This window comes from Pseudomonas sp. WS 5146 (assembly GCF_012985495.1).
GTDB classification, from domain to species: Bacteria; Pseudomonadota; Gammaproteobacteria; order Pseudomonadales; family Pseudomonadaceae; genus Aquipseudomonas; species Aquipseudomonas edaphica.
In genome coordinates this window covers 81,173-102,866 of sequence record NZ_JAAQWL010000012.1, presented here as the reverse complement: position 1 = coordinate 102,866, position 21,694 = coordinate 81,173, and the positions used below count along the sequence as shown (strand labels likewise).

Below are 21,694 nucleotides of genomic sequence, written 5' to 3'. Positions count from 1 at the left end.
TAAATCAGCCAGCCAACCCTACGAACATATCCTGCACGTCATCATGGTTGTCCAAGCCTTCCAGGAAGGCTTCGACTTCAGCCATCTGCTCATCGGTCAAACCGCTGACCGGGTTCTTCGAGATGTAGCCCAGCTTGGCCGACAACACGGTGAAACCCTGCTCTGGCAGTGCTTTTTGCACCGCATCAAGATCGGTGGTTTCGGTGATGAACAAGGTGCTGCCTTCTTCTTCGCCGTCTTCAAAATCCTGTGCGCCGGCTTCAATGGCGGCCATTTCCGGGTCGGCGTCCGGGCTGTCCGGCGCGGCTTCGATCAGGCCGACGTGGTTGAAGTCCCACGCCACGGAACCGGAAGCGCCCAGTTGGCCCTTACGGAAGGCCACGCGGATTTCTGCCACGGTACGGTTGATGTTGTCGGTCACGCATTCAACGATCAGCGGCACCTGGTGCGGGGCAAAACCTTCGTAGGTCACGCGGTGGTACTGCACGGTTTCGCCGAGCAGACCGGCGCCCTTCTTGATCGCGCGTTCCAGGGTCTCCTTGGGCATCGAGGCTTTTTTGGCCTGTTCTACCACCAAACGCAGGTGGGCGTTGGTCGCGGTATCGGCGCCGTTGCGGGCGGCGATGGTGATTTCTTTCACCAGCTTGCCGAAGATCTTGCCCTTGGCATTGGATGCCGCTTCTTTATGTTTGACTTTCCACTGTGCGCCCATGACTCACTCTCTTTTCGTCCATCGCGCCGAAACGTCTACTGGCCGGCGCTTTGGGGGCAGAGTTTATAGCGCAAAAACACTCTAATCCACCAAAAAACCGGCCAAGTGCCTCAGGTGCGCAAGGGTTTGATCGTGACGTTGCGGTCGGGCACAAAGTCGCCAACCTGCGCCAGCGCGGCGGGCCTGGCGTTCCAGTAAGGCATCAGCACCAGTGAAGAAAACAACGCCGCGCCGGCAAATACGATAAACACCGTGACCGTATCGAAGTAGCCCGGCAGCAGGCCGCCAAGGATCGCCCCCACCGAACCGCATCCGTTCACAAAGCCTGCGGCCGTGGCGCCGGCCTTGGCGGTGCCGAAGTCGATGGCCGCCGTGCTGCTGATCATCGAGTCAGGCCCATACAGCGTCAGGCCCATCACAAACAGCAGGGCCATCACCAGCATCACGCTACCGGTGTGCAGCGCGCCCATGAACAACGCCAGGGCCACGGTCAGCGCCAGCAGGCTGAGCACACAGGCCGGCATGCGCCGGGCGCCGAAGAGTTTGTCGGACGCCAGCCCGATCATGATCGGCCCCAGCAACCCGGCCAACTCGAACGCCGTGGGCACGATGGCCGCACCCACCTTGCCCACCGAGGGCATTTGCTCATAAACGATCACCGGCCCCCACAACAGGATCGCGTAACGCGCCGGTTTCAACAGAAAGTACGCCAGGCCCAAGACCAGCACCGTACGGTTACGCAGGATCGCGCGCAGCGGTTCCAGCACGCTGACGCGCTGTGTGTCGGCCGCCACGACCGGCTCCGGCTCAACAGCCGGCAAGCCGACATCCTGCGGTGTATTGCGCTGGAAGATAAAGAACAGCACAGCCACCACCGCCACCACCGCCGCGCTGGAAATAAACGCCGCATGCCACGTGCCGATCAGCGTGTACGCCCACCAGCCGGCAAAGGGCGATGCCACCAGGCCACCAAAGGCGTAGCACGAACTCCACAACCCCAACACCCGCCCGCGTTGCTGCGCCGGGAAGAAACTGCCGAGGTTTTTGCACAGCCCCGACCAGCCGGTGGACTGCGCCAGCCCCTGGATCAACATGCAACTGATAAAAATCGGCAAGGTGGCAAAGGTGCCCATCACCAACGCCGCTGCGGCAGAAATCAACAATCCGCCCAGTACCACCACCCGTGGCCCGAAGCGGTCCGCCAGCATGCCCCAGGTGAATTGCCCCACGGCATAGGCCGCCAGGTACAGGCCATCAAGGTTGGCCATCATCATTTTGTCGAGGGGGAAACTGGGGTCATCGACGATGCCCAGCTTGGCCACCGAAAACGCTTTGCGAGTGAAATAGAACGCGGCGTACGCCAGCCAGGTGATGGCGAAAATCTGCACGCGCCAACGCTTGATGCTACCCGTTTGGATATTCATTGTGGTTCTGACCTCAGGTGAGTGTGCCGGCAGGATCTAGAAGCAAATGCCTGTTGTTTTTATGGTTGAGCACTGCAATGCCAAGCCCTGGAGGGCGCGGCATTGGTCAGATGGGTCCGGTTTTCCAGAACCCATGGACGCCGCGGTTGTAGGACTCAGCCGTCGGCGGTTGGCGTATCAAAGCAATGGCTGACTAATAGGTAAAATCGATTTATCGTATTTCACCTATAAGCTCAGCTTGTAAGAGGATCTGCGATGTCGGTTTCCCACGCCCAGCTCAAAGCCTTCCACGCCGTGGCCGTACACGGCAGTTTCACTCAGGCCGCTGAACGCCTGTTCCTGACGCAACCGGCGATTTCCGACCAGGTGCGCAAGCTCGAAGAACGCTTCGGCGTGCTGCTGTTTCACCGCAACAAACGCGCCGTGCGCCTCACCGACCTGGGCGAGCGTCTGCTCGGCATCACCCAGCGCCTGTTTGTGATCGAGGCCGAAGCCGAAGAGCTGTTGCAAGACTCCCGCGCCCTGCTCACCGGCACCCTCACCCTGGCCGTGGACGCGCCCGTGCACGTGTTGCCGCAGATCGCACGCTTCTGCCAGTTGTATCCGGGGATCAGCGTGAAGATCGAAACCGGCAACACGGATGAGTCGCTGTTTCGCCTGTACAACTACCAGGCCGACCTGGCCCTGCTGGGGCGCGATGTCGACGATGAACGCCTGCTGTCGTTGCCGCTGCCCGATGAGCAGCTACTCGCCTTTGTCGCGCGCAACCACCCGTGGGCCGGGCGTGAATCCATCTGCCTCGCCGACCTGGATGACACGCCGCTGGTACTGCGGGAAATCGGCTCGGTCACCCGTCAGACCCTGGAGCAGGAAATGCGTCAGGCCGGGCTGCGCATCCGCCCGGCGATCCAGGTGGAAGGCCGCGAAGCCGCGCGGGAGGCGGTGGTGGTGGGGATTGGTGTGGGCGTGGTGTCGGCAGCGGAACTCGGCGCCGACTCGCGGGTGTATGCCCTGCCGATCCGCGATTGCAGCCAGCGCATGAAGGAAACGCTGGTGTGCCTCAAGGAGCAGAGTTCGCGGCGGGTGGTGGCGACGTTTCTCGATATTGTGCGGGACAGTTTGCGCTGAGTTTTAGGGCCTCATCGCGGGCAAGCCCGGCTCCCACAGTTGACCGAGTAGTACCTGAGTAACCGGACCAATGTGGGAGCCGGGCTTGCCCGCGATGGCCTCGACTCGGTCTTCAACTCAAGACGCCAACTCAAAGAACGCCTGAATCAGCCGCAACGAGCGGCGCCGCTCCATACAGCCGAGCATATGCCGGTTCAACAACCCATCGCCCTGAATCGTCACGGCCTGCACACGCGGGTCCTGGCTGACTTCCATTGACGACACCACGCCTACGCCCAACTCGGCCGCCACGGCTTCGGTCACCGCCTCGCGGCTGTCCAGTTCCAGCAGCACCTTGGGCTGCACACCCGCAGCTCCACACGCATCATCGAAGGTTCGCCGCGTGATGGAGCTGGGCTCGCGCAATACCATGATCACCTCGTTGAGCTGTTCCAGGCGAATGCCCTTGGGCAGTGCCGCCCACGGGTGGCTGGCCGGGACAAGCGCGCAAATCCGCGACTCACTCAACGGCTGCAGGTGCAGGCCATTGCGCGGCTCCACCTCCGTCAGCACCGCCACATCCGCATGCTCGGAGAGCAGCGCCGCCAGGGTTTCCTGGGCATTGCCCAGACGCAGGTTCACGGTGATGCCGGGGTAACGGGCACGCAGGCTGGCGATCATCGGCATCACCAGATGCGGGCCGTCCGCGGCCACTTCCAGGCGTCCGCTGAGCAACTGCCGATTGGCTTCGAGCAACGCCTGGGCTTCATCTACCAGGCCGAAAATTGCCCGAGTGATCGCGGCCAGACGCGTGCCCTCCTCGGTCAATTCCACCCGCCGGGCGGTACGGCGCAACAGCGCGATCTGGTAGTGCTCTTCCAGGGCCTTGATGTGCCCGGTCACCGCCGGCTGGCTGATGAACAGCCGTGCGGCGGCACGGGTAAAGCTGCCCTCGCGGGCCACGGCATCGAATGCACGCAGTTGAAACAAATTCATAGCTATCGGCCTCACTGATAGCTCGCATAACAACAAACAATTTGATTGATGACAAGCCAAACTGCAATTTAGGCGCCGTAGCTTCACCCCCCAATGACCTTGCGAGGACTTGAGATGAGCACTGCCGCGCCGATCCTGCTAACCCCTGGCCCCTTGACCACTTCGAACCGCACCCGTCAGGCAATGATGGTGGATTGGGGGTCATGGGATGACCGCTTCAACCAACTGACCGCCAGCGTCTGCACACAATTGCTGGCGATCCTGCACGCCACCGACAGCCACCACTGCGTGCCCCTGCAAGGCAGCGGCACCTTTGCCGTCGAAGCGGCCATTGGCACCCTGGTGCCGCGCAACGGCAAGGTACTGGTGCTGATCAACGGCGCCTACGGCAAGCGCCTGGCGAAGATCTGCGAAGTGCTCGGCCGCGACTTCAGCACCTTCGAAACCGCTGAAGACGAACCCACTACCGCCGCCGACGTCGACCGCCTGCTGCACGCCGACTCGGCGATCACTCACGTCGCGTTGATCCACTGCGAAACCAGCACCGGCATTCTCAACCAGCTGCCGGACATCGCGCAGGTGGTTAAACAGCACGATAAACGCCTGATCATCGACGCCATGAGTTCCTTCGGCGCTCTGGCGATCGACGCCCGCGAAGTGCCGTTTGACGCGCTGATCGCCGCCTCGGGCAAGTGCCTGGAAGGCGTGCCGGGCATGGGCTTTGTCTTCGCCGACAAACAGGCACTGTCGGGCGCCCAAGGCAACTGCCATTCCCTGGCAATGGACTTGTTCGACCAGCACAGCTACATGGCCAAGACCGGCCAATGGCGCTTCACCCCGCCGACCCACGTGGTCGCCGCGCTGCACGAAGCCTTGCTGCAATACCAGGAAGAAGGCGGCCTGCCCGCACGCCATCAACGCTATGCCGACAACTGCCGGACGCTGCTCGACGGCATGGCCGCACTGGGCCTGCGCAGCTTCCTGCCAGCGGCCATCCAGGCGCCGATCATCGTCACCTTCCATGCGCCAAAAGACCCGCGCTACCAGTTCAAGGACTTCTACGAGCGGGTCAAGGCCAAGGGTTTCATTCTCTACCCCGGCAAATTGACCCAAGTAGAAACCTTCCGCGTCGGCTGCATCGGCCACGTTGACGCGCAGGGCATGCAGGCGGCGGTCGAGGCGATCGGCCAGGTGCTGCAAGAAATGGAAGTGCTGGACATCTGATTGCCCCCATTACCCACAGGATTTGAACCATGAACTATCAAAACCCCAACACCCTCCAGGCCGTGATCCTCGACTGGGCCGGCACCGTGGTCGACTTCGGCTCTTTCGCGCCCACGCAGATCTTTGTCGAGGCGTTTGCCGAGTTCGACGTGCAAGTCTCCATCGAAGAAGCCCGTGGCCCGATGGGCATGGGCAAGTGGGACCATATCCGCACGCTCTGCGACCAACCGCAGGTCGCCGAACGCTACCGCAAAGCCTTTGGCCGCACGCCGACCGATGACGACGTGACCTCGATCTACCAGCGTTTCATGCCCTTGCAGATCGAGAAAATCGCCGAGCACTCGGCCTTGATCCCCGGTGCCCTCGACACCATCGCCCGCCTGCGTGTGCAAGGCATCAAGATAGGCTCCTGCTCCGGCTACCCCAAACAGGTGATGGACAAGGTGGTCGCCCTGGCCGCCACCAACGGCTACATCGCCGACCACGTGGTCGCCACCGACGAGGTGCCCAACGGCCGCCCGTGGCCCGCCCAGGCACTGGCCAACGTGATCGCGCTGGGCATTGACGATGTGGCGGCGTGCGTGAAGGTCGACGATACCGTACCGGGCATCCTCGAAGGCCGTCGCGCCGGCATGTGGACCGTGGCACTGACCTGCTCCGGCAATGCGCTGGGCCTGACCTACGAGCAATTTCGTGATCTGGACGCCACCGCCCTGGCCAGCGAGCGCACACGCATCGAGAAGTTGTTCGAGGGTTCGCGACCGCACTACCTGATCGACACCATCAACGACCTGCCTGCGGTGATCACCGATATCAACCAGCGCCTGGCCCGCGGTGAAATGCCGCAAAGCGACTGATTGAGATCAAAACAACAGCATTTACGTCAGGCGCACCGCTCAAAACCGGCATACAGTTATAGGATTCCGTCGCGAAAGAACGGAAGTATGCCCTGATGAGTGAGGAACCAAGCGATGCCGTGGAAAAACTCCGATACCCGCTACAGCACCATGTCGATTGCGCTGCACTGGTTGATGGTGGTGCTGCTGGCGGTGGTTTACGCCTGCATTGAGTTTCGCGGGATCTTTCCCAAAGGCAGTGGCGGGCGGGCCCTGATTGTAGAAATGCACTACATGTTCGGCCTGACAGTGTTTGTGCTGGTATGGCTGCGCCTGTTTGCCCGCACCTTGGGCGTTGCACCAAAGATCGTGCCGGCACCGCCGCAATGGCAATCGGCACTGGCAACACTGATGCATCTGGCGCTGTACCTGTTCATGATCGGCATGCCGATTTTCGGCTGGCTGATCGTCAGTGCCCAGGGCCATTCCGTGATGTTTTACGGGATCGAGTTGCCGCCCTTGATTGGCGAAAACAAAGACCTGTCCAAACAGATCAAAGAATGGCACGAGCTGGGCGGCACCGTCGGTTATTGGCTGATCGGCCTGCATGCCGTGGCCGGCCTGTATCACCATTACTTCATGCGCGATAACACCGTGTTACGCATGATGCCCAAGCGCTAGCTCTCCATGCTCCGGCGGCCTTGCAGGCCGCCGGTGTGCACGAAGATCAAGCGAGTGCCGGGGGCGAAGCGTCCGGCCTCGATCTGTTGCTTCAACGCCAGCAAGGCCTTGCCAGTATAGAGCGGCTCCAACGGTAAGCCGCCTGCCTGTTCCGTCGCCTGGATAAAATCGAGCAATAACGGGTCGACCTTGGCGAAGCCGCCTCGGCTCGCGTCCAGTAATTCATAGCCGTGCTGCACGATGGCCTGCACGTTCTGGGCAACCCCGTGATCATCCGGCACCGCCAAGGCGCCGAACACCGGATGCACGCCCGCCTCTGCCAGCGCCAACCCGGCCAGTGTGGTGCCGGTGCCCGCCGCCAACCACCACGCGTCGTAATCAGCCCAGCCGAGCCTGTTCAGTTGAGCACGCACCTGCTCAACCAACACCCCGCAACCCATTGCGCCGGCCCTTCCACCGCCGCCCTCGGGCACGGGATAAAGATGGGGATACTGTTCGCGCCATGGCCGCCAGAAACCGGCGTCGTGACGCGCACGATAACCGCCGTACCCCAGCCAATGCAGGTGCATGCCGAAGGCTTTCAGATCAAGGATGGTGGGCGTGTCTTGAGGGTGGCCGCGCAACAGGCCGACGGTGGGGAAATCAAAATGTTTGCCGGCCGCCGCCAACGCGTGCAGATGGTTGGAATGAGCGCCGCCCAGGCTGATGATCCCATCGGCACCGGCCTGTTGCGCATTGGCCAGGTGCTGGGTGAGCTTGAACCACTTGTTGCCGCTGATCAGTGGATCGATGCAGTCCAGGCGCAGCACGGCCAACTCGACCCCGTTCAGCCAGTCGAGGGGCAACGGTTCAAGCGGTGCCTGGGGAAACCAGTCGAAGGGACCCATCGGGGGATATCTGAATGAAAAAGGGGCGGTAGTCTAACACCGCCCCTTGGATCGTTTTACAGCGCGGCAGCCAGACGCGAACCCTGGTTGATGGCGCGCTTGGCATCCAGTTCGGCCGCCACATCGGCGCCGCCGATCAGGTGCACATTCTGGCCGGCCGCGACCAGCCCATCCTGCAGTTCGCGCAGTGGGTCTTGCCCGGCGCAGATGACGATATTGTCCACCGCCAGCACCTGCGGCTCGCCCTCGGCGCCGATGCGGATATGCAGGCCATCGTCATCAATCTTCAGGTACTCAACGCTGTTGAGCATCTGCACCTGCTTGTTCTTCAAGCCAGTGCGGTGGATCCAGCCGGTGGTCTTGCCCAGGCCATCGCCGACCTTGGAGGTCTTGCGTTGCAGCAGGAACACTTCACGTGCCGGTGCGTGGGGTTGCGGCTTGATGCCGGCCACACCGCCACGGGCTTGCAGTTGGGTGTCGATGCCCCACTCTTTCCAGAACGCCTCGCGGTCCAGGCTGGTGGACACGCCCTCGTGCACGAGGAACTCGCAGACGTCGAAGCCGATGCCGCCGGCGCCGATCACCGCCACGCGCTTGCCCACCGGCTTGCGCTCCAGAATCACATCCAGGTAGCTCAGCACCTTGGCGTTGTCGACGCCCGGAATCGCCGGCGTGCGCGGCGCAATGCCGGTGGCCAGGATGATCTCGTCGTAATCGCCCGCCGCCAGTTGCGCCACATCCACGCGGGTGTTGAGGCACAGCTCGACGTGGGTGGTCTGCAATTTGCGCTTGAAGTAGCGCAGGGTTTCGAAGAACTCTTCTTTGCCCGGCACGCGCTTGGCGATATTGAACTGGCCGCCGATCTCGCTGGCCGAATCGAACAGGGTCACCTGGTGGCCGCGCTCAGCCGCCACGGTGGCCGCCGCCAGCCCCGCAGGCCCGGCACCGACCACCGCAATTTTCTTGATCTGCTTGACCGGCAGGTAGTTCAGCTCGGTCTCGTAGCAGGCACGCGGGTTGACCAGGCAGGTGGTCAGCTTGCCGCCAAAGGTGTGATCCAGGCAGGCCTGGTTGCAGCCGATGCAGGTGTTGATTTCATCCGCGCGGCCGGCAGCGGCCTTGTTGACGAACTCCGGGTCGGCCAGGAACGGGCGCGCCATCGAGACCATGTCCGCATCGCCTTCAGCCAGAATCTGCTCGGCTATTTCCGGGGTGTTGATGCGGTTGGTGGTGATCAACGGAATCTGCACCGCGCCACGCAGCTTGGCGGTGACCTTGCTGAACGCACCACGCGGCACCTTGGTGGCGATGGTGGGGATACGCGCTTCGTGCCAGCCGATACCGGTGTTGATAATGCTCGCACCGGCGCCTTCGATGGCCTTGGCCAGTTGCACGATCTCTTCCCAGGTGCTGCCGCCTTCCACCAGGTCGAGCATCGACAGGCGGAAGATAATGATGAAGTTCGGACCTACTGCTTCGCGTACCCGGCGCACGATGTCCACGGCCAGGCGCATGCGGTTTTCGTAGCTGCCACCCCAACGGTCGGTGCGATGGTTGGTGTGGGCGGCGAGGAACTGGTTAATGAAGTAGCCTTCGGACCCCATGATTTCCACGCCGTCGTACTCGGCCACCTGGGCCAGCAGCGAGCAGGTGACGAAATCCTGGATCTGCTTCTCGATGCCCTCCTCGTCCAGCTCCTTGGGCTTGAACGGGTTGATCGGCGCCTGGATCGCGCTCGGCGCCACCTGCTTGGGGCTGTAGGCATAACGACCGGCGTGGAGGATCTGCATGCAGATCTTGCCGCCCGCTGCGTGCACGGCCTGGGTCACAATCTTGTGCTTTTGCGCTTCTTCGTCGGTGGTCAGTTTGGCGGCACCGGCATATACGCCGCCTTCATCGTTCGGGCCGATGCCGCCGGTGACCATCAGGCCAACGCCGCCACGGGCGCGCTCGGCAAAATAGGCGGCCATGCGTTCGAAGCCGCCGGGCTTTTCTTCCAGGCCGGTGTGCATCGAGCCCATCAGGGTGCGGTTGCGCAAGGTGGTAAAACCCAGGTCCAACGGGGCCAGCAGGTGCGGGTAGGCAGCAGCGGTCATGGTACAGCTCCACAACGGATCATCACGGGACGTGGCAGGCTCGAACGGCTTGCCATCGGTTTATGTCCCACAGACTAAGAGGCGATGGACGACCGCTCAATGACCGTAACTGACAAGTTATTGATCCAAATGCACAGTGCCCCTTGGCAAGCCGGTGCATCAGCCCTACCCTAGTCGGCGAACCCTGCACACGGTCTGTTGTCTGTTGCCCCATGCGTAAACTTCTAGCGTTCACCGTCTCCATGGCCCTGGTTGCCGCCATCGCCGCGTATCTGGTCTGGACCCAGGAGCGCCCCGTGGCGCATTACCTGTCGGACCTGCGTATCACCCTGGCCGTCAATGAAGGCGAGCCCGCCGACCGTGGCAACCTGCTGGGCATCCAACCCGAGCTGTTCCCTGCTGATTACCAGAGCCTGGAACGCTTGCACCTGAAACTCTCGGCCTACCTGCAAAAGGCCCGCGACCAAGGTTTGATCAACGCCAAGACCGTCGTCGTGCTGCCGGAACATATCGGCACCTGGCTGATGCTCAGCGGCGAAAAGAATGAGCTGTACCAGGCCACTCACCTCAAGGACGCCATGAATTGGCTGTCCGCCAGCAACCCGTTGCAGTTTGCCCGCGCCTGGATCAGCGCCAAAGGCGATAACCGCATGGACGACGCCTACCTGCGTATGAAGGCACCGGCCATGGCACGCGACTATCAAGTGCTGTTCGGCGGCCTGGCCAAAGAATTCGGCGTGACCCTGGTGGCCGGCTCCATCGCGCTGCCCAACCCCAGTGTCAGCCAGGGCCAACTGCACATTGGCCATGGCGCGCTGTACAACGCCAGCGTGGTGTTTGCGGCCGATGGCCTGCCCATCGGCGAGCCACAGCGCCAGCTTTACCCGATTTACGATGAGCGCGGGTTTATCGCCCCGGGTGACGAAAATATCGTCAGCGTGGTCGACACCCCGGCCGGGCGCCTGGGCATCCTGATCGGCAGCGACAGCTGGTACCCGGACAATTACCGCAAGCTCAACGAGCAAGGTGCGCAACTGGTGGCCGTGCCGGCCTTCGTCACCGGCCGCGACACCTGGGACCGCCCATGGCGCGGCTTTAAAAGCGTGTCCACGCCGCCGGAAATCAGCCTCAAGCCCGAAGAACTCAGCGAAGGCGAAGCCTGGCGCCGCCTCACCCTGATCAGCCAGCAGCCCATCAGCCAGGCCAGCGCCGGCATGAGTGTGTTCCTGCGTGGGCAGTTCTGGGACTTGGGCACCGCCGGGCACAGCTTCCTCAGCAACGACGGGCACGTCACGGCGGGCAACGACGCCCGTGGCGCGCGCCTGCTGAATATCTGGCTGTAACGCCGTGAAGCCGGTGCGTCTTGGGGACTTGTCGGTGGGCTTTGTTCAGTCCTTGGCCGACGCCGTCCACAGCCACGGCCTGGACCAGCAACCGCTGCTGCTGCAATACGGCCTGGACCCGGCGCGCCTTGCCGAAGCCGGGGCGCGCCTGTCGATCCCGCGCTATATGCGCCTGGGCCACGCCGCCATCCAACTGACCGGCGACCCCGGCCTGGGCTTGCGCATGGGTCAATTGAGCCGTCTGAGCCAGGCGGGATTGGCCGGCGTCACCGCCGCACAGGCGCCGAACGTACGCGAAGCGGCGCGCGCACTGACGCGGTTTGAAGCGCTGTACGGCTCCAACTATCGTGGCCAGTCGAGCTTTCATGAGGACGCCGAAGGCGCTTGGCTGCGCTTCTATTCCATCAGCCCATACAACGCCTACAACCGCTTTGTGGTGGACTCGATCATCGCCGGCTGGCTGCAGCAATTGTCGAGCCTGGCCCAACAACCGGTGCAGGCCCAGCGCATCGACATCGAGTTTGAAGCCCCTGAGTACAGCGACCAGTACCGCGTGCTGGGTGACAGCCCCGTGCATTTCGGTGCCGAGGCCAACCAACTGCGCCTCAACCAGCCAACCCTGAGTCTGCGTAACCCGCAGCATTGCCCCAGCACCTGGCAGCTGTTGTTGAAGTTATGTGAACAGGAGTTGGAGCAACTCACCCGCACCCGCAGCCTGCGCGAGCGCATTACAAGGTTGCTCGGGCCGATGCTCAATGGCGGCCGGGAACCCGATCTGGAAGAAGTGGCGGCACGCCTGAAGCTGCCAACCTGGACACTGCGGCGCAAACTGGCCGACGAAGGCACGCAGTTTCGCGCAATTCTCAACGATACCCGCCGCGATCTGGCCATGACCTACATTCGCGACACGGAACTGGCGTTCGGCGAGATCGCCTACTTGCTCGGTTTTGCCTCAGCCCAAGCCTTTCAGCGGGCCTTCAGGCGGTGGAACAACCAGACCCCAGGGGAATTTCGCCGCAGTCAGCGGCATTCCGCCTGAAGTCGGTGTTACAGCTCGGTGGCGTCATCGGCCGGATCCAGCGGATCCAGTTCAAACGCGTGGTACTCCAGCAGTTCTTCCTGGTATTCGTCCATGGCGGACTCCTTCTTGGTTAAAAGCGCTTGCAGATAAATGACCTGCAAGCCCAGCCTAAAGTGCCGTGATGACGAAAAAATGTCGGCGCCATGACGTTCCTGCACTTCAAGATAAAACGTAGCAGGGTTGGATCGATTTAGCGTCGGAATCTTGAGGTGCTATTGCAATCATTGCATTTGCAATCAATAACAGATTTCCATTAGGGTACGAGACTTCGCAGCAAGGAGCCTCGACCATGCCTGTCTCTACCGCCCAAGCCGCGCAGCGCTGTATCGATGCGCTGAGCAGTGCCGCCCCGCCGCCCGGCTCGCCGCTGTACACGGTCATGAACATGGCCAATACCCTGGAATTCAGCCGACAGGCCTGGGTGATTCGTGGCCAGTCACGCAGCCGCCGTGTGGGCAACTGGCCCAGTTGGTTTGCGCGCAATACCGGCGAAAAACCCATGCTGTACCTGCACCGTGCAGCATCGTCGGCGCAGTTATGTGGGCTGTCGCAGGCCGCCACGCAGCGCGGCATCCTCTGCAACGACGTCGAGAACCAGCCCTCTGCCTGGCCCAGGGGCGCGCAACCGTCGCTGCCGTTGTGGCTGGCGACCAACCCGCACTGCACGCCGTATGACCCGGCGTCCGGCGAAGAAGCCCGGGCGATTGTGCTGGCCGGGATTCGCGCGCTGTATGTCGACGGCAAGCCGGGGTTTTATTACCTCGCGCTGCATTATCAACAGCGCACAGCGAGGCTGGATAAGCAGGATCGTGAAAACGCGCTCAAGGGCATGTACCCGCTCCAGCGTACTCACACTGGGGAGGTGCGCTTGCTGGGTGCGGGCCGAGCGCTCGAGGACGTGACCCACGCGGCGCAATTGCTTGAACAGGATTGGGGAGTGACGGCGCAGGTATGGAGCTGCCCAAGCTACACGCGGCTGGCCCGTGAGGCAGCGGCGGCCGAGCGCTGGAATCGCCTGCACCCGATGGCTGCCCGGCAAAGCTGCCATCTGCATGAGTGCCTGGCCGGGAGCAGCGCGCCGGTGATTGCCGTGACCGGCTATCCGCAGGTGATTGTCGATCAGTTGGCGGCGTATGTGCAGGCGCGGTTTGTCGGGTTGGGTGCGGGGTCGGTGCAGGTTTCTGCGCCCAGTCGGTATTGGATTGTGGTGTGTGCGCTGCGGGCGTTGGCCGATGAAGGCCGTATTGGTGTCGAGCAGGTCGAAACGGCGATGCGTCGGTATCCACTGTGATGCATGGGCACGCGGTCAAACATGTGGGAGCTGGCTTGCCTGCGATGCAGTCACCTCAAGGTGTCAGGTACACCGCGGTGAGGCTATCGCAGCGGTGCGACGATTCGACAAGCCAGCTCCCACACAAGCTCGCATTGCACCTCAGGCCTTGCGTCGACTGCGGGTTTGCACGCCCGCCTCCACCGCCAACCCCGCAGTGCGCTCCAAGGTATCGGCAAACAGCTGGCGCTGCTCAGGCTCGATTTGCGACAGGAACAGCTCATCCACCGTGCTTTCGTAGATTTTCCACATCTTTTTACGCAACACCCGGCCGGCCTCGGTGATCGAGGCAAACGCTGCGCGGCCATCGCCGTCGGAGCGTGAACGCACTACCAGGCCGTCCTTTTCCAGGCGGTCTACCAGGCGTGTGAGGTTGTAGCGCTCAATCGCCAGCACATCGGCCAATTCGTGCATGCGCCGTGTGCCGTCGGGGCCGCTTTCCAGGCCCCATAACGCGTCATACCAGGCATAGGGCGGCAGGTCTGCTGCAGCCAGGCGGCGTTCGATTTCTCGGATGACCGTCCTGTGGGCCCTGACAAAACGGAACCATACATCTGGCTCTTTCGACGACATGCAACACCATCCGGGGAATTTCAAGAAGGTTGCAATAGTAGCTCATCCCGCGCTAGATTCAGTCATGTAGTTGCAATTGCAATTACATTTGCGCAACTCCCACAAGGAGCCCGCTGCTTGAAATCCGCCTACCCTGGAGCCTCACATGACCCCCAATAACGCAGTAAGACGGGACGACGATCCACAGGAAACCCGCGAGTGGCTGGAGTCCATCGAATCGGTGCTGTCCACCGAAGGCCGCCCGCGTGCCCACTACCTGATTGATCAGTTGCTGGATTTCGACGTTGCACGCCATGGTGACTTCTACGGGCGGGTGACCACGCCTTACGTCAACACCATCGCGGTTGACCGCCAATTGCCCTACCCCGGCAACCTGGCCATCGAGCGGCGCACCAATGCGTTTATTCGCTGGAATGCCATGGCGATGGTGCTGCGTGCGGGTAAACACTCGGGTGTTGGTGGGCATATTGCGACCTACGCGTCGGCCGCCGTCCTGTACGACGTAGGCTTTGACCACTTCTTCCGTGGCCGAACCGATACCTTCGACGGCGACCTGGTGTACATCCAGGGCCACTCCTCCCCGGGCATTTACGGCCGCGCCTACCTCGAAGGCCGCATCAGCGAAGCGCAGCTGGACAACTTCCGCCGCGAGGCCGGTGGCGAGGGCTTGTCCTCTTACCCGCACCCACGGCTGATGCCGGACTTCTGGCAGTTCCCGACAGTATCGATGGGCCTGGGCCCGATTACCGCCGCCTACCAGGCGCGCTTTATGCGCTACCTGGAGTTCCGTGACCTCAAGCAACACCAAGGCCGCAAGGTGTGGGCGTTTCTGGGCGACGGCGAAATGGACCAGCCGGAATCCCTAGCGGCCATCTCCCTGGCCGGCCGCGAGAAGCTCGACAACCTGATCTTTGTAGTCAACTGCAACCTGCAGCGCCTGGATGGCCCGGTGCGTGGCAATGCCAAGGTGATCCAGGAGTTCGAAAGCCTGTACCGCGCCGCCGGCTGGAATGTGATCAAGGTGATCTGGGGCGGCGGCTGGGATGCGCTGCTGGAAAAGGACCAGAGCGGCCTGTTGCGACAACGCATGATGGAGTGCGTGGACGGCGACTACCAGAACTACAAATCCCAGAACGGCGCCTATGTGCGTGAACATTTCTTCGGCAAATACCCGCAATTACTGGCGCTGGTTGCCGACATGTCCGACGACGATATCTGGAAACTCTCACGCGGTGGCCACGACCCGGACAAGGTCTACAATGCCTACGCCGCTGCCGTGCGCCACAAGGGCCAACCGACGGTGATCCTGGCCAAAACCGTCAAGGGCTTCGGCATGGGCGAAGCGGGCGAGGGCCAGAACATCAATCACCAGTTGAAGAAGATGGGCGCTGATGCAGTAAAAGCCTTTCGCGACCGCTTCGGCCTGGAAGTGGCCGATGACCAGCTCGACGAAATCCCTTACCTCAAGCCCGCCGCCGACAGCGAAGAAGCCCACTACTTCGCTGCCCGTCGCCAGGCGTTGGGCGGCTATGTGCCAGCACGACACACTGCAGTCGAGGCCTTGCAGATTCCCGAACTGAGCGCCTTTGCCACCCAACTCAAAGACACCGGCGAGCGTGCCATCTCCACCACCATGGCGTTTGTGCGCATCCTCGGCACGCTGTTGAAAGACCCGCACCTGGGCAAGCTGATCGTACCCATCGTGCCGGACGAGTCGCGCACCTTCGGCATGGAGAGCCTGTTCCGCCAGATCGGCATTCATTCCGCCGTCGGCCAGCTCTACACCCCACAAGACGCCGGGCAATTGAGCTACTACAAAGAGAGCAAAGACGGACAGATCATGCAGGAAGGCCTGAATGAATCCGGGGCTATTTCTTCGTGGATTGCGGCGAGTACGTCCTACAGCAATCACGGCTTGATGACCGTGCCGTTCTACATTTTCTATTCGATGTTCGGTTTCCAGCGCGTCGGCGACCTGGCCTGGGCCGCCGGCGATGCCCGCGCTCGCGGCTTTCTGCTGGGCGCCACGGCCGGCCGCACCACGCTGATGGGCGAAGGCTTGCAGCATGACGACGGCCACAGCCACATCCTGGCGTCGGTGATCCCCTGCTGCGTCGCCTATGACCCGACTTTTGCCTACGAGCTGGCGGTGATCATTCGCGAAGGCATGCGGCGCATGTACGTCGAACAAGAGGACATTTACTACTACATCACCCTGCTCAACGAGAACTACCCGCACCCGGCCATGCCCGAAGGCGTGGAGGACGGGATTCTCAAAGGCTTGTATCCGCTGAGCACGTCCCCCCAGGCGCAGGTGCAATTGATGGGCAGCGGCTCGATCCTGCGCGAAGTAATTGGCGCAGCGCAACTGCTCGACAAGGACTTTGGCGTAGCCAGTAATGTCTGGAGCGCCACCAGCCTGACCGAATTGCGCCGCGACGGGCACGCCGTGGAGCGCTGGAACCTGTTGCATCCGCAGGACGAACCGCGTGCGAGCTACGTGGAAACCAGCCTGGCCGGACACAGCGGGCCGGTGGTGGTGGCGACGGACTATATGAAGTTATTCGCCGACCAGATCCGCCCGTTTGTACACGGCCGCCGTTTTGTGGCGCTGGGCACCGATGGCTTTGGGCAATCGGACACCCGCGAAACCCTGCGCGAGTTCTTTGAGGTGGACCGCCACTTCATCGTGCTGGCGGCGCTGAAGGCGCTGGCCGATGACGGCGTGATCGGGCGTGACAAGGTGAGCGAGGCCATCAGCCGCTACGGGATAAACGTCGACAAGACGAACCCCGTAGCCGTCTGAGTTACCGCCCAGGCGTTGGCAGCGGTGGAATCGCCTCTGTCGGCGCCGGCAGGTTCGGGTTGGTCGGCGATGGGGCTGGTTCCGCAGCCGGTGCAGGTGTTGGCGCAGTGGTCGGCGCCGGCTCGGCCTGTGGCGCAATCGGTGCCGCCTCCGGCGGCGGTGCCAGCGGTTCCGACACGGCGGGCGCTACCGGAGCGTCTTTGGGCGCGTCTATCTTATCGGCGGGCGCTACCTTATCGGCAGGCGCTACCTTATCGGCAGGCGCTACCTTATCGGCAGGCGCAGCCGCTTTCGGCTCCGGCATGCCCAGCTCAGCCTTGGGCTTCTCTGGAATATGCTCGGCCGCCTTCACGTCCTGGGGCAGGAACACATCCACCAGCGAGAAGTAGCGATCGTAAAACTTCGGTGCCGTCACTGTCTCGCTGGCCACCTTGACCATCGAATCATCGGTTGAGCCGATCGGCATCGACACCGAGCCCAACACACCCACGCCGAGACTGGCGGAGTTGTTGACCTTCTTCAGCGCGTAGCGGTCCTGCAAGGCGTTGGCGAACATGGTTGAGTGCTTGGCGCCTTTGCCATCATCGGCACATACCACGTTGAAGCTGATTTGCAGATGGGTTTCGCCGGTTTGCTGGAAACTCTTGTTACCCACCACCAGCTTGGGGTCGCTGCTGGTGATGATGTAACCCTGGCTCAACAGCGCACGTCGCGCCGCTTCACAGGCCGCCACATCGCTGACCGGGTAATCACGGGAGAACGTACCGGAGTCGTCGAAATTCTCATGTTCATAAATAGCGGTCTTGGGTGACGAGCAGCCCGCAGCGCCCGCCAGCACCAGCGCCAACCCGAGGCTACGCAAGTGAAATGATGTCGACATCGAAAATCCTGAGGAAAACAGTCAGGGCGCTATTGTGCAACAGAACGCAGGGTTGGCGCGCACATTCCTGTCGGTAAAACGTCACAGCGTTATTACACCGCCTGCGCAGGGAAAAGCCCGGCAGACATATGGTCGATAAACACCCGCAGCTTGGCCGAGGCAAAGCGACTCGAGGGCCACAGCATCCAGAAACTGCCACGGTGGACCAGGTGCTCATCCAGCACCCGTTGCAGACGCCCCTGGCGCACCGCCTCCTTGACCATGAAGTCCGGCAGGCAGGCGATGCCCAAACCTTCGTGCACCACATAGTTGAGGGACTCGATGGTGGTGCTGATCAGCGGCGCACGTAACACCGGCTCCGCCACGCCGGGCACATGGCGCAGTGGCCAGGGTTCCAGCTTGCCGGTGGCGCAGAATTTGTGGCGCAGGCAGGCATGGTCGCTCAAGTCCTGCGGGTGTTGCGGGGTGCCGTATTGCGCCAGGTAGCCTGGCGAGGCCACCAACACCAGTTGGTAATGCCCCAGATGACGTGCCATCAGCCGCGAATCTTCCGGCTTGCCGGTACGAATCACCGCATCAAAACCTTCCTCGATCACGTCCACCATGCGGTCAGAAAAATCCACATCCAGCTCGATGTCCGGGTAGGCGCGCATAAAATCGCTGAGCACCGGCATCAACAGCCCACGCACCTGCGGCAAGCTGATGCGCAGCGTGCCTCGGGGCGTGGCGCCGGCCTCAGTCAGCTCCTGCTCGGCCGCCTCCACCTCGGCCAGAATCCGCCGCGAGCGCTCGAGGAACAACGCGCCTTCGCCGGTCAGGGTGACGCTGCGTGTGCTGCGATGAAACAGCCGTACGCCCAGGCGTTCTTCCATGCGCGCGATGCTTTTGCCCACCGCCGAAGATGACACCCCCAAAACGCGGCCAGCTGCGGTGAAGCTGCGGGTTTCTGCAACCTGCACGAACACCGAAAGGCCGCTCAGACTGTCCATTGCCCTACCCTTTTTGATTGCGGACACTGACGTCCGATAAGTTCGGAACCTTAGCCTGTTTTTCCGCAACCCGCAGCCCCCTACTCTGCCTCCTGACCTTTTGCATGGAGACGCTACATGAGCGACTGCCCTTCGATTACCGGCCCGGCCGCCACGGCCGTAAAGGACGCACTGCCTCTCGCCGGCTTACTGGCGTTGGCGTGCGCAGGGTTTATCACGATTCTCACCGAGGCCATGCCGGCCGGGCTGCTGCCTCAGATGGGCGAAGGGCTGCAGGTTTCACAGGCGTTAGTCGGCCAACTGGTGACCCTGTATGCCCTTGGCTCGTTACTCGCGGCCATCCCCCTCACCCTACTGACCCGAGGCTGGCGGCGGCGCCCTTTGCTGCTGATTGCCATCGGCGGCTTTGCCTTGGTCAACAGCGTGACGGCACTGTCCACCCATTACGGGCTGACCCTGGCCGCGCGCTTTTTTGCCGGGGTGTTCGCCGGGTTGCTCTGGGCACTGCTGGCCGGGTACGCCAGCCGAATGGTGGCCCCGCACCTGCAAGGCCGGGCGATTGCTGTGGCCATGCTCGGCGCACCGCTGGCCTTGTCACTGGGTGTACCTGCCGGTACGTTCCTCGGCGCTGCGGTGGGCTGGCGCCTGAGCTTTGCAATCATGACCGGGCTGACGCTGTTGCTGTTGGTGTGGGCGCGCTGGCAACTGCCGGACTTCGCCGGCCAGCCGGAACAAAAGCGCCTGGGCTTGCGCCAGGTACTGAGCCTGCCAGGTATTCGTCCAGTGTTGTGGGTGACCTTTACCTACGTGCTGGCGCACAACATTCTCTACACCTACATCGCGCCGTTACTGGTGCCCGCCGGAATAGTCGCCGACATCGACCGGATACTGCTGGTATTCGGCTTGGCGGCCCTGTTGAGTATCTGGCTGACGGGCATGCTGATTGATCAACACTTGCGGCGCCTGCTGATCATCAGTTGCGTGATGTTTGCCGTATCGGCCCTGGCACTGGGCGTGTGGATGACCTCCACCCGTGCGGTGTATGCCAGCGTGGCGCTGTGGGGCCTGGCCTTTGGTGGCTTGCCGGCGCTGTTGCAAACGGCACTGGCCAAGTCTGCCGGCGACTCGGCTGACGCAGCGCAGTCAATGCTGGTGACGGTGTGGAACCTGGGGATTGCCGGCGGCGGGCTAGCAGGCGGTATGTTGCTACAAACATCGGGGGTGGCGTTGTTCCCGTGGGCGGTTGCCGGGTTGGTGCTTTTGGCATTGGCCGCGACACGGCGCATCGCGAGGACAAGCGCTTGATATACGGTTAATCTTGAAACACCCTGAAACTTATTCGGAATTCACCTGGGTGATCAAACCGTTCATTTCACTGCGCCGCCGCTTTACCTCGCTGCGTTGGCGCACCCGGATCACCCTGTGGGCCGGCGCCACCATCGCCGGGCTGATGGTGGTGATGTTTGCGCGCCTGGCTGACGTGGCGCTCACTCAGTTCGCCGAGCAATCCAGCGCCCATCCGTGGCTGCCCTTCCTCTACACACCGCTGGTGGGCATGCTGGTGGTGTGGCTGACCACACGTTTTTTTGCCGGAGCCCAAGGCAGTGGCATTCCCCAGGTCATCGCCGCTACTCGCCTGGCCAACAAAGGACAGGACGTCAGCAAGCTGGTGTCATTGCGCATCGCATTGGCCAAGATAGGCCTCGGAACACTGGCGTTGACCGGCGGTTTCTCTGCCGGGCGCGAAGGGCCGTCCGTGCAAGTGGCGGCATCGATCATGCATTTCTTTCATCGCTACCTGCCCAATGCACGCATCATCCGCAGCGAAGACTTGATCCTGGCCGGCGGCGCCGCCGGTATCGCCGCCGCGTTCAATACGCCGCTGGCCGGCGTCGCCTTCGCAGTAGAAGAATTGGGGCGCAAGCTAGAAACCCGCACCAGCGGGGTATTGCTCAGCACCATTATTTTGTCGGGGATGGTCGCCATCGCCCTGCAGGGCAATTACAACTATTTTGGCCACCTGGACGTTGAAGGGATCAAGCTCGACATCATTGTTCCGGTATTGGCGGCAGGCATCGGCTGTGGCGTGCTCGGCGGGCTGTTCAGTCGCATGCTGCTGTGGCCCCAGCGCTACCACAGGTTTGTGGTCTGGGAATGGCGGCGCGCCCACCCGGTTTGGTTCGCCGGGGCGTGTGGGCTGGTGGTCGCAATCCTGGGCTGGCTCAGCGGCGGGATGTCCTTCGGCAGCGGCTACGGGATTACTTCGCAGATCATTGCCGCCGATGTCGGCCTGCCGTGGCATGCGCCTGTCACGCGTTTTCTGGCGACGGTCGTGACGTATTTTTCCGGAATTCCGGGCGGCATTTTTGCCCCGTCGCTGGCGGTCGGCGCGGCCGTGGGCGCCAACGCAGCCGAGTTTTTCACGCTGGCAGCGCAACCGATCATTGCGCTGTGCATGGTGGGCTTCCTGGCTGCCGTGACGCAATCGCCGATCACCTCGGCGATCATCGTAATGGAGATGATCGACAGCCACGGGATGGTGATCAGCCTGATGGCGGTGTCGCTGATTGCCAAAGCCGTCAGTTCGCGGATGGGGCCGGAGTTGTACCAGCAATTGGCGCGCGGGTTTCTGCACCCACCGACAAAAAGCCCTTAACCCTGACAACATTGTTTACAACTTATTCATCAACTTCCTATCATCACCCTGGGTGCGTGACTGCATAGGGCAC

19 protein-coding genes are annotated in these 21,694 nt (G+C 62.2%); 10 read left to right on the top strand and 9 right to left on the bottom strand.

What is annotated here, in order from left to right; translation table 11 throughout:
• Positions 1-4: 4 nt before the first annotated feature.
• Both HBO41_RS25370 and HBO41_RS25365 read right to left on the bottom strand, forming a co-directional pair.
• Complete coding sequence (locus HBO41_RS25370) at positions 5-712, bottom strand: YebC/PmpR family DNA-binding transcriptional regulator (protein WP_169988183.1); 708 nt, start codon at positions 710-712, stop codon at positions 5-7.
• Between the two features lie 110 nt (positions 713-822).
• A complete protein-coding gene (locus HBO41_RS25365; protein ID WP_017136485.1) occupies positions 823-2,136 on the bottom strand; it encodes an MFS transporter in 1,314 nt (437 codons plus the stop codon).
• A 255-nt stretch (positions 2,137-2,391) separates the two neighbouring features.
• On the opposite strand from HBO41_RS25365, the gene HBO41_RS25360 reads away from it, so the two are divergent.
• Positions 2,392-3,264, top strand: coding sequence for a LysR substrate-binding domain-containing protein (locus HBO41_RS25360; protein WP_017136484.1), 873 nt, complete (start codon positions 2,392-2,394; stop codon positions 3,262-3,264).
• Between the two features lie 117 nt (positions 3,265-3,381).
• On the opposite strand, the gene HBO41_RS25355 is transcribed toward HBO41_RS25360, so the two are convergent.
• A complete protein-coding gene (locus HBO41_RS25355; protein ID WP_017136483.1) occupies positions 3,382-4,239 on the bottom strand; it encodes a LysR substrate-binding domain-containing protein in 858 nt (285 codons plus the stop codon).
• 114 nt (positions 4,240-4,353) lie between these two features.
• On the opposite strand from HBO41_RS25355, the gene HBO41_RS25350 reads away from it, so the two are divergent.
• The 3 genes from HBO41_RS25350 to HBO41_RS25340 all read left to right on the top strand — a co-directional run bounded on the left by HBO41_RS25350 (position 4,354) and on the right by HBO41_RS25340 (position 6,980).
• Positions 4,354-5,463 carry a 2-aminoethylphosphonate--pyruvate transaminase gene (locus tag HBO41_RS25350; protein WP_169988181.1) on the top strand — a complete coding sequence of 370 codons (1,110 nt, stop codon included), beginning with the start codon at positions 4,354-4,356 and terminating at the stop codon, positions 5,461-5,463.
• A gap of 29 nt (positions 5,464-5,492) precedes the next feature.
• Complete coding sequence (phnX, locus tag HBO41_RS25345; protein ID WP_099550031.1) at positions 5,493-6,320, top strand: phosphonoacetaldehyde hydrolase; 828 nt, start codon at positions 5,493-5,495, stop codon at positions 6,318-6,320.
• Positions 6,321-6,434: 114 nt separating this feature from the next.
• Complete coding sequence (locus tag HBO41_RS25340) at positions 6,435-6,980, top strand: cytochrome b (protein WP_017136480.1); 546 nt, start codon at positions 6,435-6,437, stop codon at positions 6,978-6,980.
• Here the strand turns inward: HBO41_RS25340 and HBO41_RS25335 are convergent.
• Both HBO41_RS25335 and HBO41_RS25330 read right to left on the bottom strand, forming a co-directional pair.
• Positions 6,977-7,867 carry a 1-aminocyclopropane-1-carboxylate deaminase/D-cysteine desulfhydrase gene (locus HBO41_RS25335; protein WP_169988179.1) on the bottom strand — a complete coding sequence of 297 codons (891 nt, stop codon included), beginning with the start codon at positions 7,865-7,867 and terminating at the stop codon, positions 6,977-6,979. The two genes, HBO41_RS25340 and HBO41_RS25335, sit on opposite strands and share 4 nt — an antisense overlap.
• Before the next feature lie 56 nt (positions 7,868-7,923).
• On the bottom strand, positions 7,924-9,963 hold the full coding sequence (locus HBO41_RS25330; protein WP_099550029.1) for an NADPH-dependent 2,4-dienoyl-CoA reductase: 2,040 nt from the start codon (positions 9,961-9,963) through the stop codon (positions 7,924-7,926).
• 212 nt (positions 9,964-10,175) lie between these two features.
• On the opposite strand from HBO41_RS25330, the gene HBO41_RS25325 reads away from it, so the two are divergent.
• Together HBO41_RS25325 and HBO41_RS25320 are read left to right on the top strand one after the other, a co-directional pair.
• Positions 10,176-11,306, top strand: coding sequence for a carbon-nitrogen hydrolase family protein (locus HBO41_RS25325; protein ID WP_017136477.1), 1,131 nt, complete (start codon positions 10,176-10,178; stop codon positions 11,304-11,306).
• Positions 11,307-11,310: 4 nt separating this feature from the next.
• Entirely contained in the window at positions 11,311-12,345 is a 1,035-nt protein-coding gene (locus tag HBO41_RS25320) for an AraC family transcriptional regulator (RefSeq protein WP_169988177.1), read from the top strand.
• A gap of 8 nt (positions 12,346-12,353) precedes the next feature.
• On the opposite strand, the gene HBO41_RS29600 is transcribed toward HBO41_RS25320, so the two are convergent.
• On the bottom strand, positions 12,354-12,488 hold the full coding sequence (locus tag HBO41_RS29600) for a hypothetical protein (RefSeq protein ID WP_017136475.1): 135 nt from the start codon (positions 12,486-12,488) through the stop codon (positions 12,354-12,356).
• A 188-nt stretch (positions 12,489-12,676) separates the two neighbouring features.
• Between HBO41_RS29600 and HBO41_RS25315 the strand changes: the two genes are divergently transcribed.
• A complete protein-coding gene (locus HBO41_RS25315; RefSeq protein ID WP_169988175.1) occupies positions 12,677-13,678 on the top strand; it encodes a transketolase-like TK C-terminal-containing protein in 1,002 nt (333 codons plus the stop codon).
• Between the two features lie 141 nt (positions 13,679-13,819).
• Here HBO41_RS25315 and HBO41_RS25310 read toward each other — a convergent pair whose 3' ends face one another.
• Positions 13,820-14,290 carry a MarR family winged helix-turn-helix transcriptional regulator gene (locus HBO41_RS25310; RefSeq protein WP_017136473.1) on the bottom strand — a complete coding sequence of 157 codons (471 nt, stop codon included), beginning with the start codon at positions 14,288-14,290 and terminating at the stop codon, positions 13,820-13,822.
• A 145-nt stretch (positions 14,291-14,435) separates the two neighbouring features.
• Between HBO41_RS25310 and aceE the strand changes: the two genes are divergently transcribed.
• Positions 14,436-17,096 (top strand): pyruvate dehydrogenase (acetyl-transferring), homodimeric type, encoded by a 2,661-nt coding sequence (gene aceE / locus HBO41_RS25305; protein WP_169988173.1) that lies wholly within the window; start codon positions 14,436-14,438, stop codon positions 17,094-17,096.
• A 1-nt stretch (position 17,097) separates the two neighbouring features.
• On the opposite strand, the gene HBO41_RS25300 is transcribed toward aceE, so the two are convergent.
• Positions 17,098-17,976 carry a DUF2242 domain-containing protein gene (locus tag HBO41_RS25300; RefSeq protein WP_169988171.1) on the bottom strand — a complete coding sequence of 293 codons (879 nt, stop codon included), beginning with the start codon at positions 17,974-17,976 and terminating at the stop codon, positions 17,098-17,100.
• Between the two features lie 92 nt (positions 17,977-18,068).
• A complete protein-coding gene (locus HBO41_RS25295) occupies positions 18,069-18,965 on the bottom strand; it encodes a LysR family transcriptional regulator (RefSeq protein ID WP_099550022.1) in 897 nt (298 codons plus the stop codon).
• A 117-nt stretch (positions 18,966-19,082) separates the two neighbouring features.
• Here HBO41_RS25295 and HBO41_RS25290 point away from each other — a divergent pair, with 117 nt between their 5' ends.
• Positions 19,083-20,270 carry an MFS transporter gene (locus HBO41_RS25290; protein ID WP_138450707.1) on the top strand — a complete coding sequence of 396 codons (1,188 nt, stop codon included), beginning with the start codon at positions 19,083-19,085 and terminating at the stop codon, positions 20,268-20,270.
• A gap of 49 nt (positions 20,271-20,319) precedes the next feature.
• Positions 20,320-21,621, top strand: a complete 1,302-nt coding sequence (locus HBO41_RS25285; protein WP_169988241.1) for a chloride channel protein — start codon at positions 20,320-20,322, stop codon at positions 21,619-21,621.
• The last annotated feature ends 73 nt before the right edge of the window (positions 21,622-21,694 follow it).

Excerpts from the sequence above, each read along its gene's own strand:
- HBO41_RS25370 (WP_169988183.1), bottom strand. The coding sequence starts at position 712 with ATGGGCGCACAGTGGAAAGTCAAACATAAAGAAGCGGCATCCAATGCC.
- HBO41_RS25365 (WP_017136485.1), bottom strand. The coding sequence starts at position 2,136 with ATGAATATCCAAACGGGTAGCATCAAGCGTTGGCGCGTGCAGATTTTC.
- HBO41_RS25360 (WP_017136484.1), top strand. The coding sequence starts at position 2,392 with ATGTCGGTTTCCCACGCCCAGCTCAAAGCCTTCCACGCCGTGGCCGTA.
- HBO41_RS25355 (WP_017136483.1), bottom strand. The coding sequence starts at position 4,239 with ATGAATTTGTTTCAACTGCGTGCATTCGATGCCGTGGCCCGCGAGGGC.
- HBO41_RS25350 (WP_169988181.1), top strand. The coding sequence starts at position 4,354 with ATGAGCACTGCCGCGCCGATCCTGCTAACCCCTGGCCCCTTGACCACT.
- phnX (WP_099550031.1), top strand. The coding sequence starts at position 5,493 with ATGAACTATCAAAACCCCAACACCCTCCAGGCCGTGATCCTCGACTGG.
- HBO41_RS25340 (WP_017136480.1), top strand. The coding sequence starts at position 6,435 with ATGCCGTGGAAAAACTCCGATACCCGCTACAGCACCATGTCGATTGCG.
- HBO41_RS25335 (WP_169988179.1), bottom strand. The coding sequence starts at position 7,867 with ATGGGTCCCTTCGACTGGTTTCCCCAGGCACCGCTTGAACCGTTGCCC.
- HBO41_RS25330 (WP_099550029.1), bottom strand. The coding sequence starts at position 9,963 with ATGACCGCTGCTGCCTACCCGCACCTGCTGGCCCCGTTGGACCTGGGT.
- HBO41_RS25325 (WP_017136477.1), top strand. The coding sequence starts at position 10,176 with ATGCGTAAACTTCTAGCGTTCACCGTCTCCATGGCCCTGGTTGCCGCC.
- HBO41_RS25315 (WP_169988175.1), top strand. The coding sequence starts at position 12,677 with ATGCCTGTCTCTACCGCCCAAGCCGCGCAGCGCTGTATCGATGCGCTG.
- HBO41_RS25310 (WP_017136473.1), bottom strand. The coding sequence starts at position 14,290 with ATGTCGTCGAAAGAGCCAGATGTATGGTTCCGTTTTGTCAGGGCCCAC.
- aceE (WP_169988173.1), top strand. The coding sequence starts at position 14,436 with ATGACCCCCAATAACGCAGTAAGACGGGACGACGATCCACAGGAAACC.
- HBO41_RS25300 (WP_169988171.1), bottom strand. The coding sequence starts at position 17,976 with ATGTCGACATCATTTCACTTGCGTAGCCTCGGGTTGGCGCTGGTGCTG.
- HBO41_RS25295 (WP_099550022.1), bottom strand. The coding sequence starts at position 18,965 with ATGGACAGTCTGAGCGGCCTTTCGGTGTTCGTGCAGGTTGCAGAAACC.
- HBO41_RS25290 (WP_138450707.1), top strand. The coding sequence starts at position 19,083 with ATGAGCGACTGCCCTTCGATTACCGGCCCGGCCGCCACGGCCGTAAAG.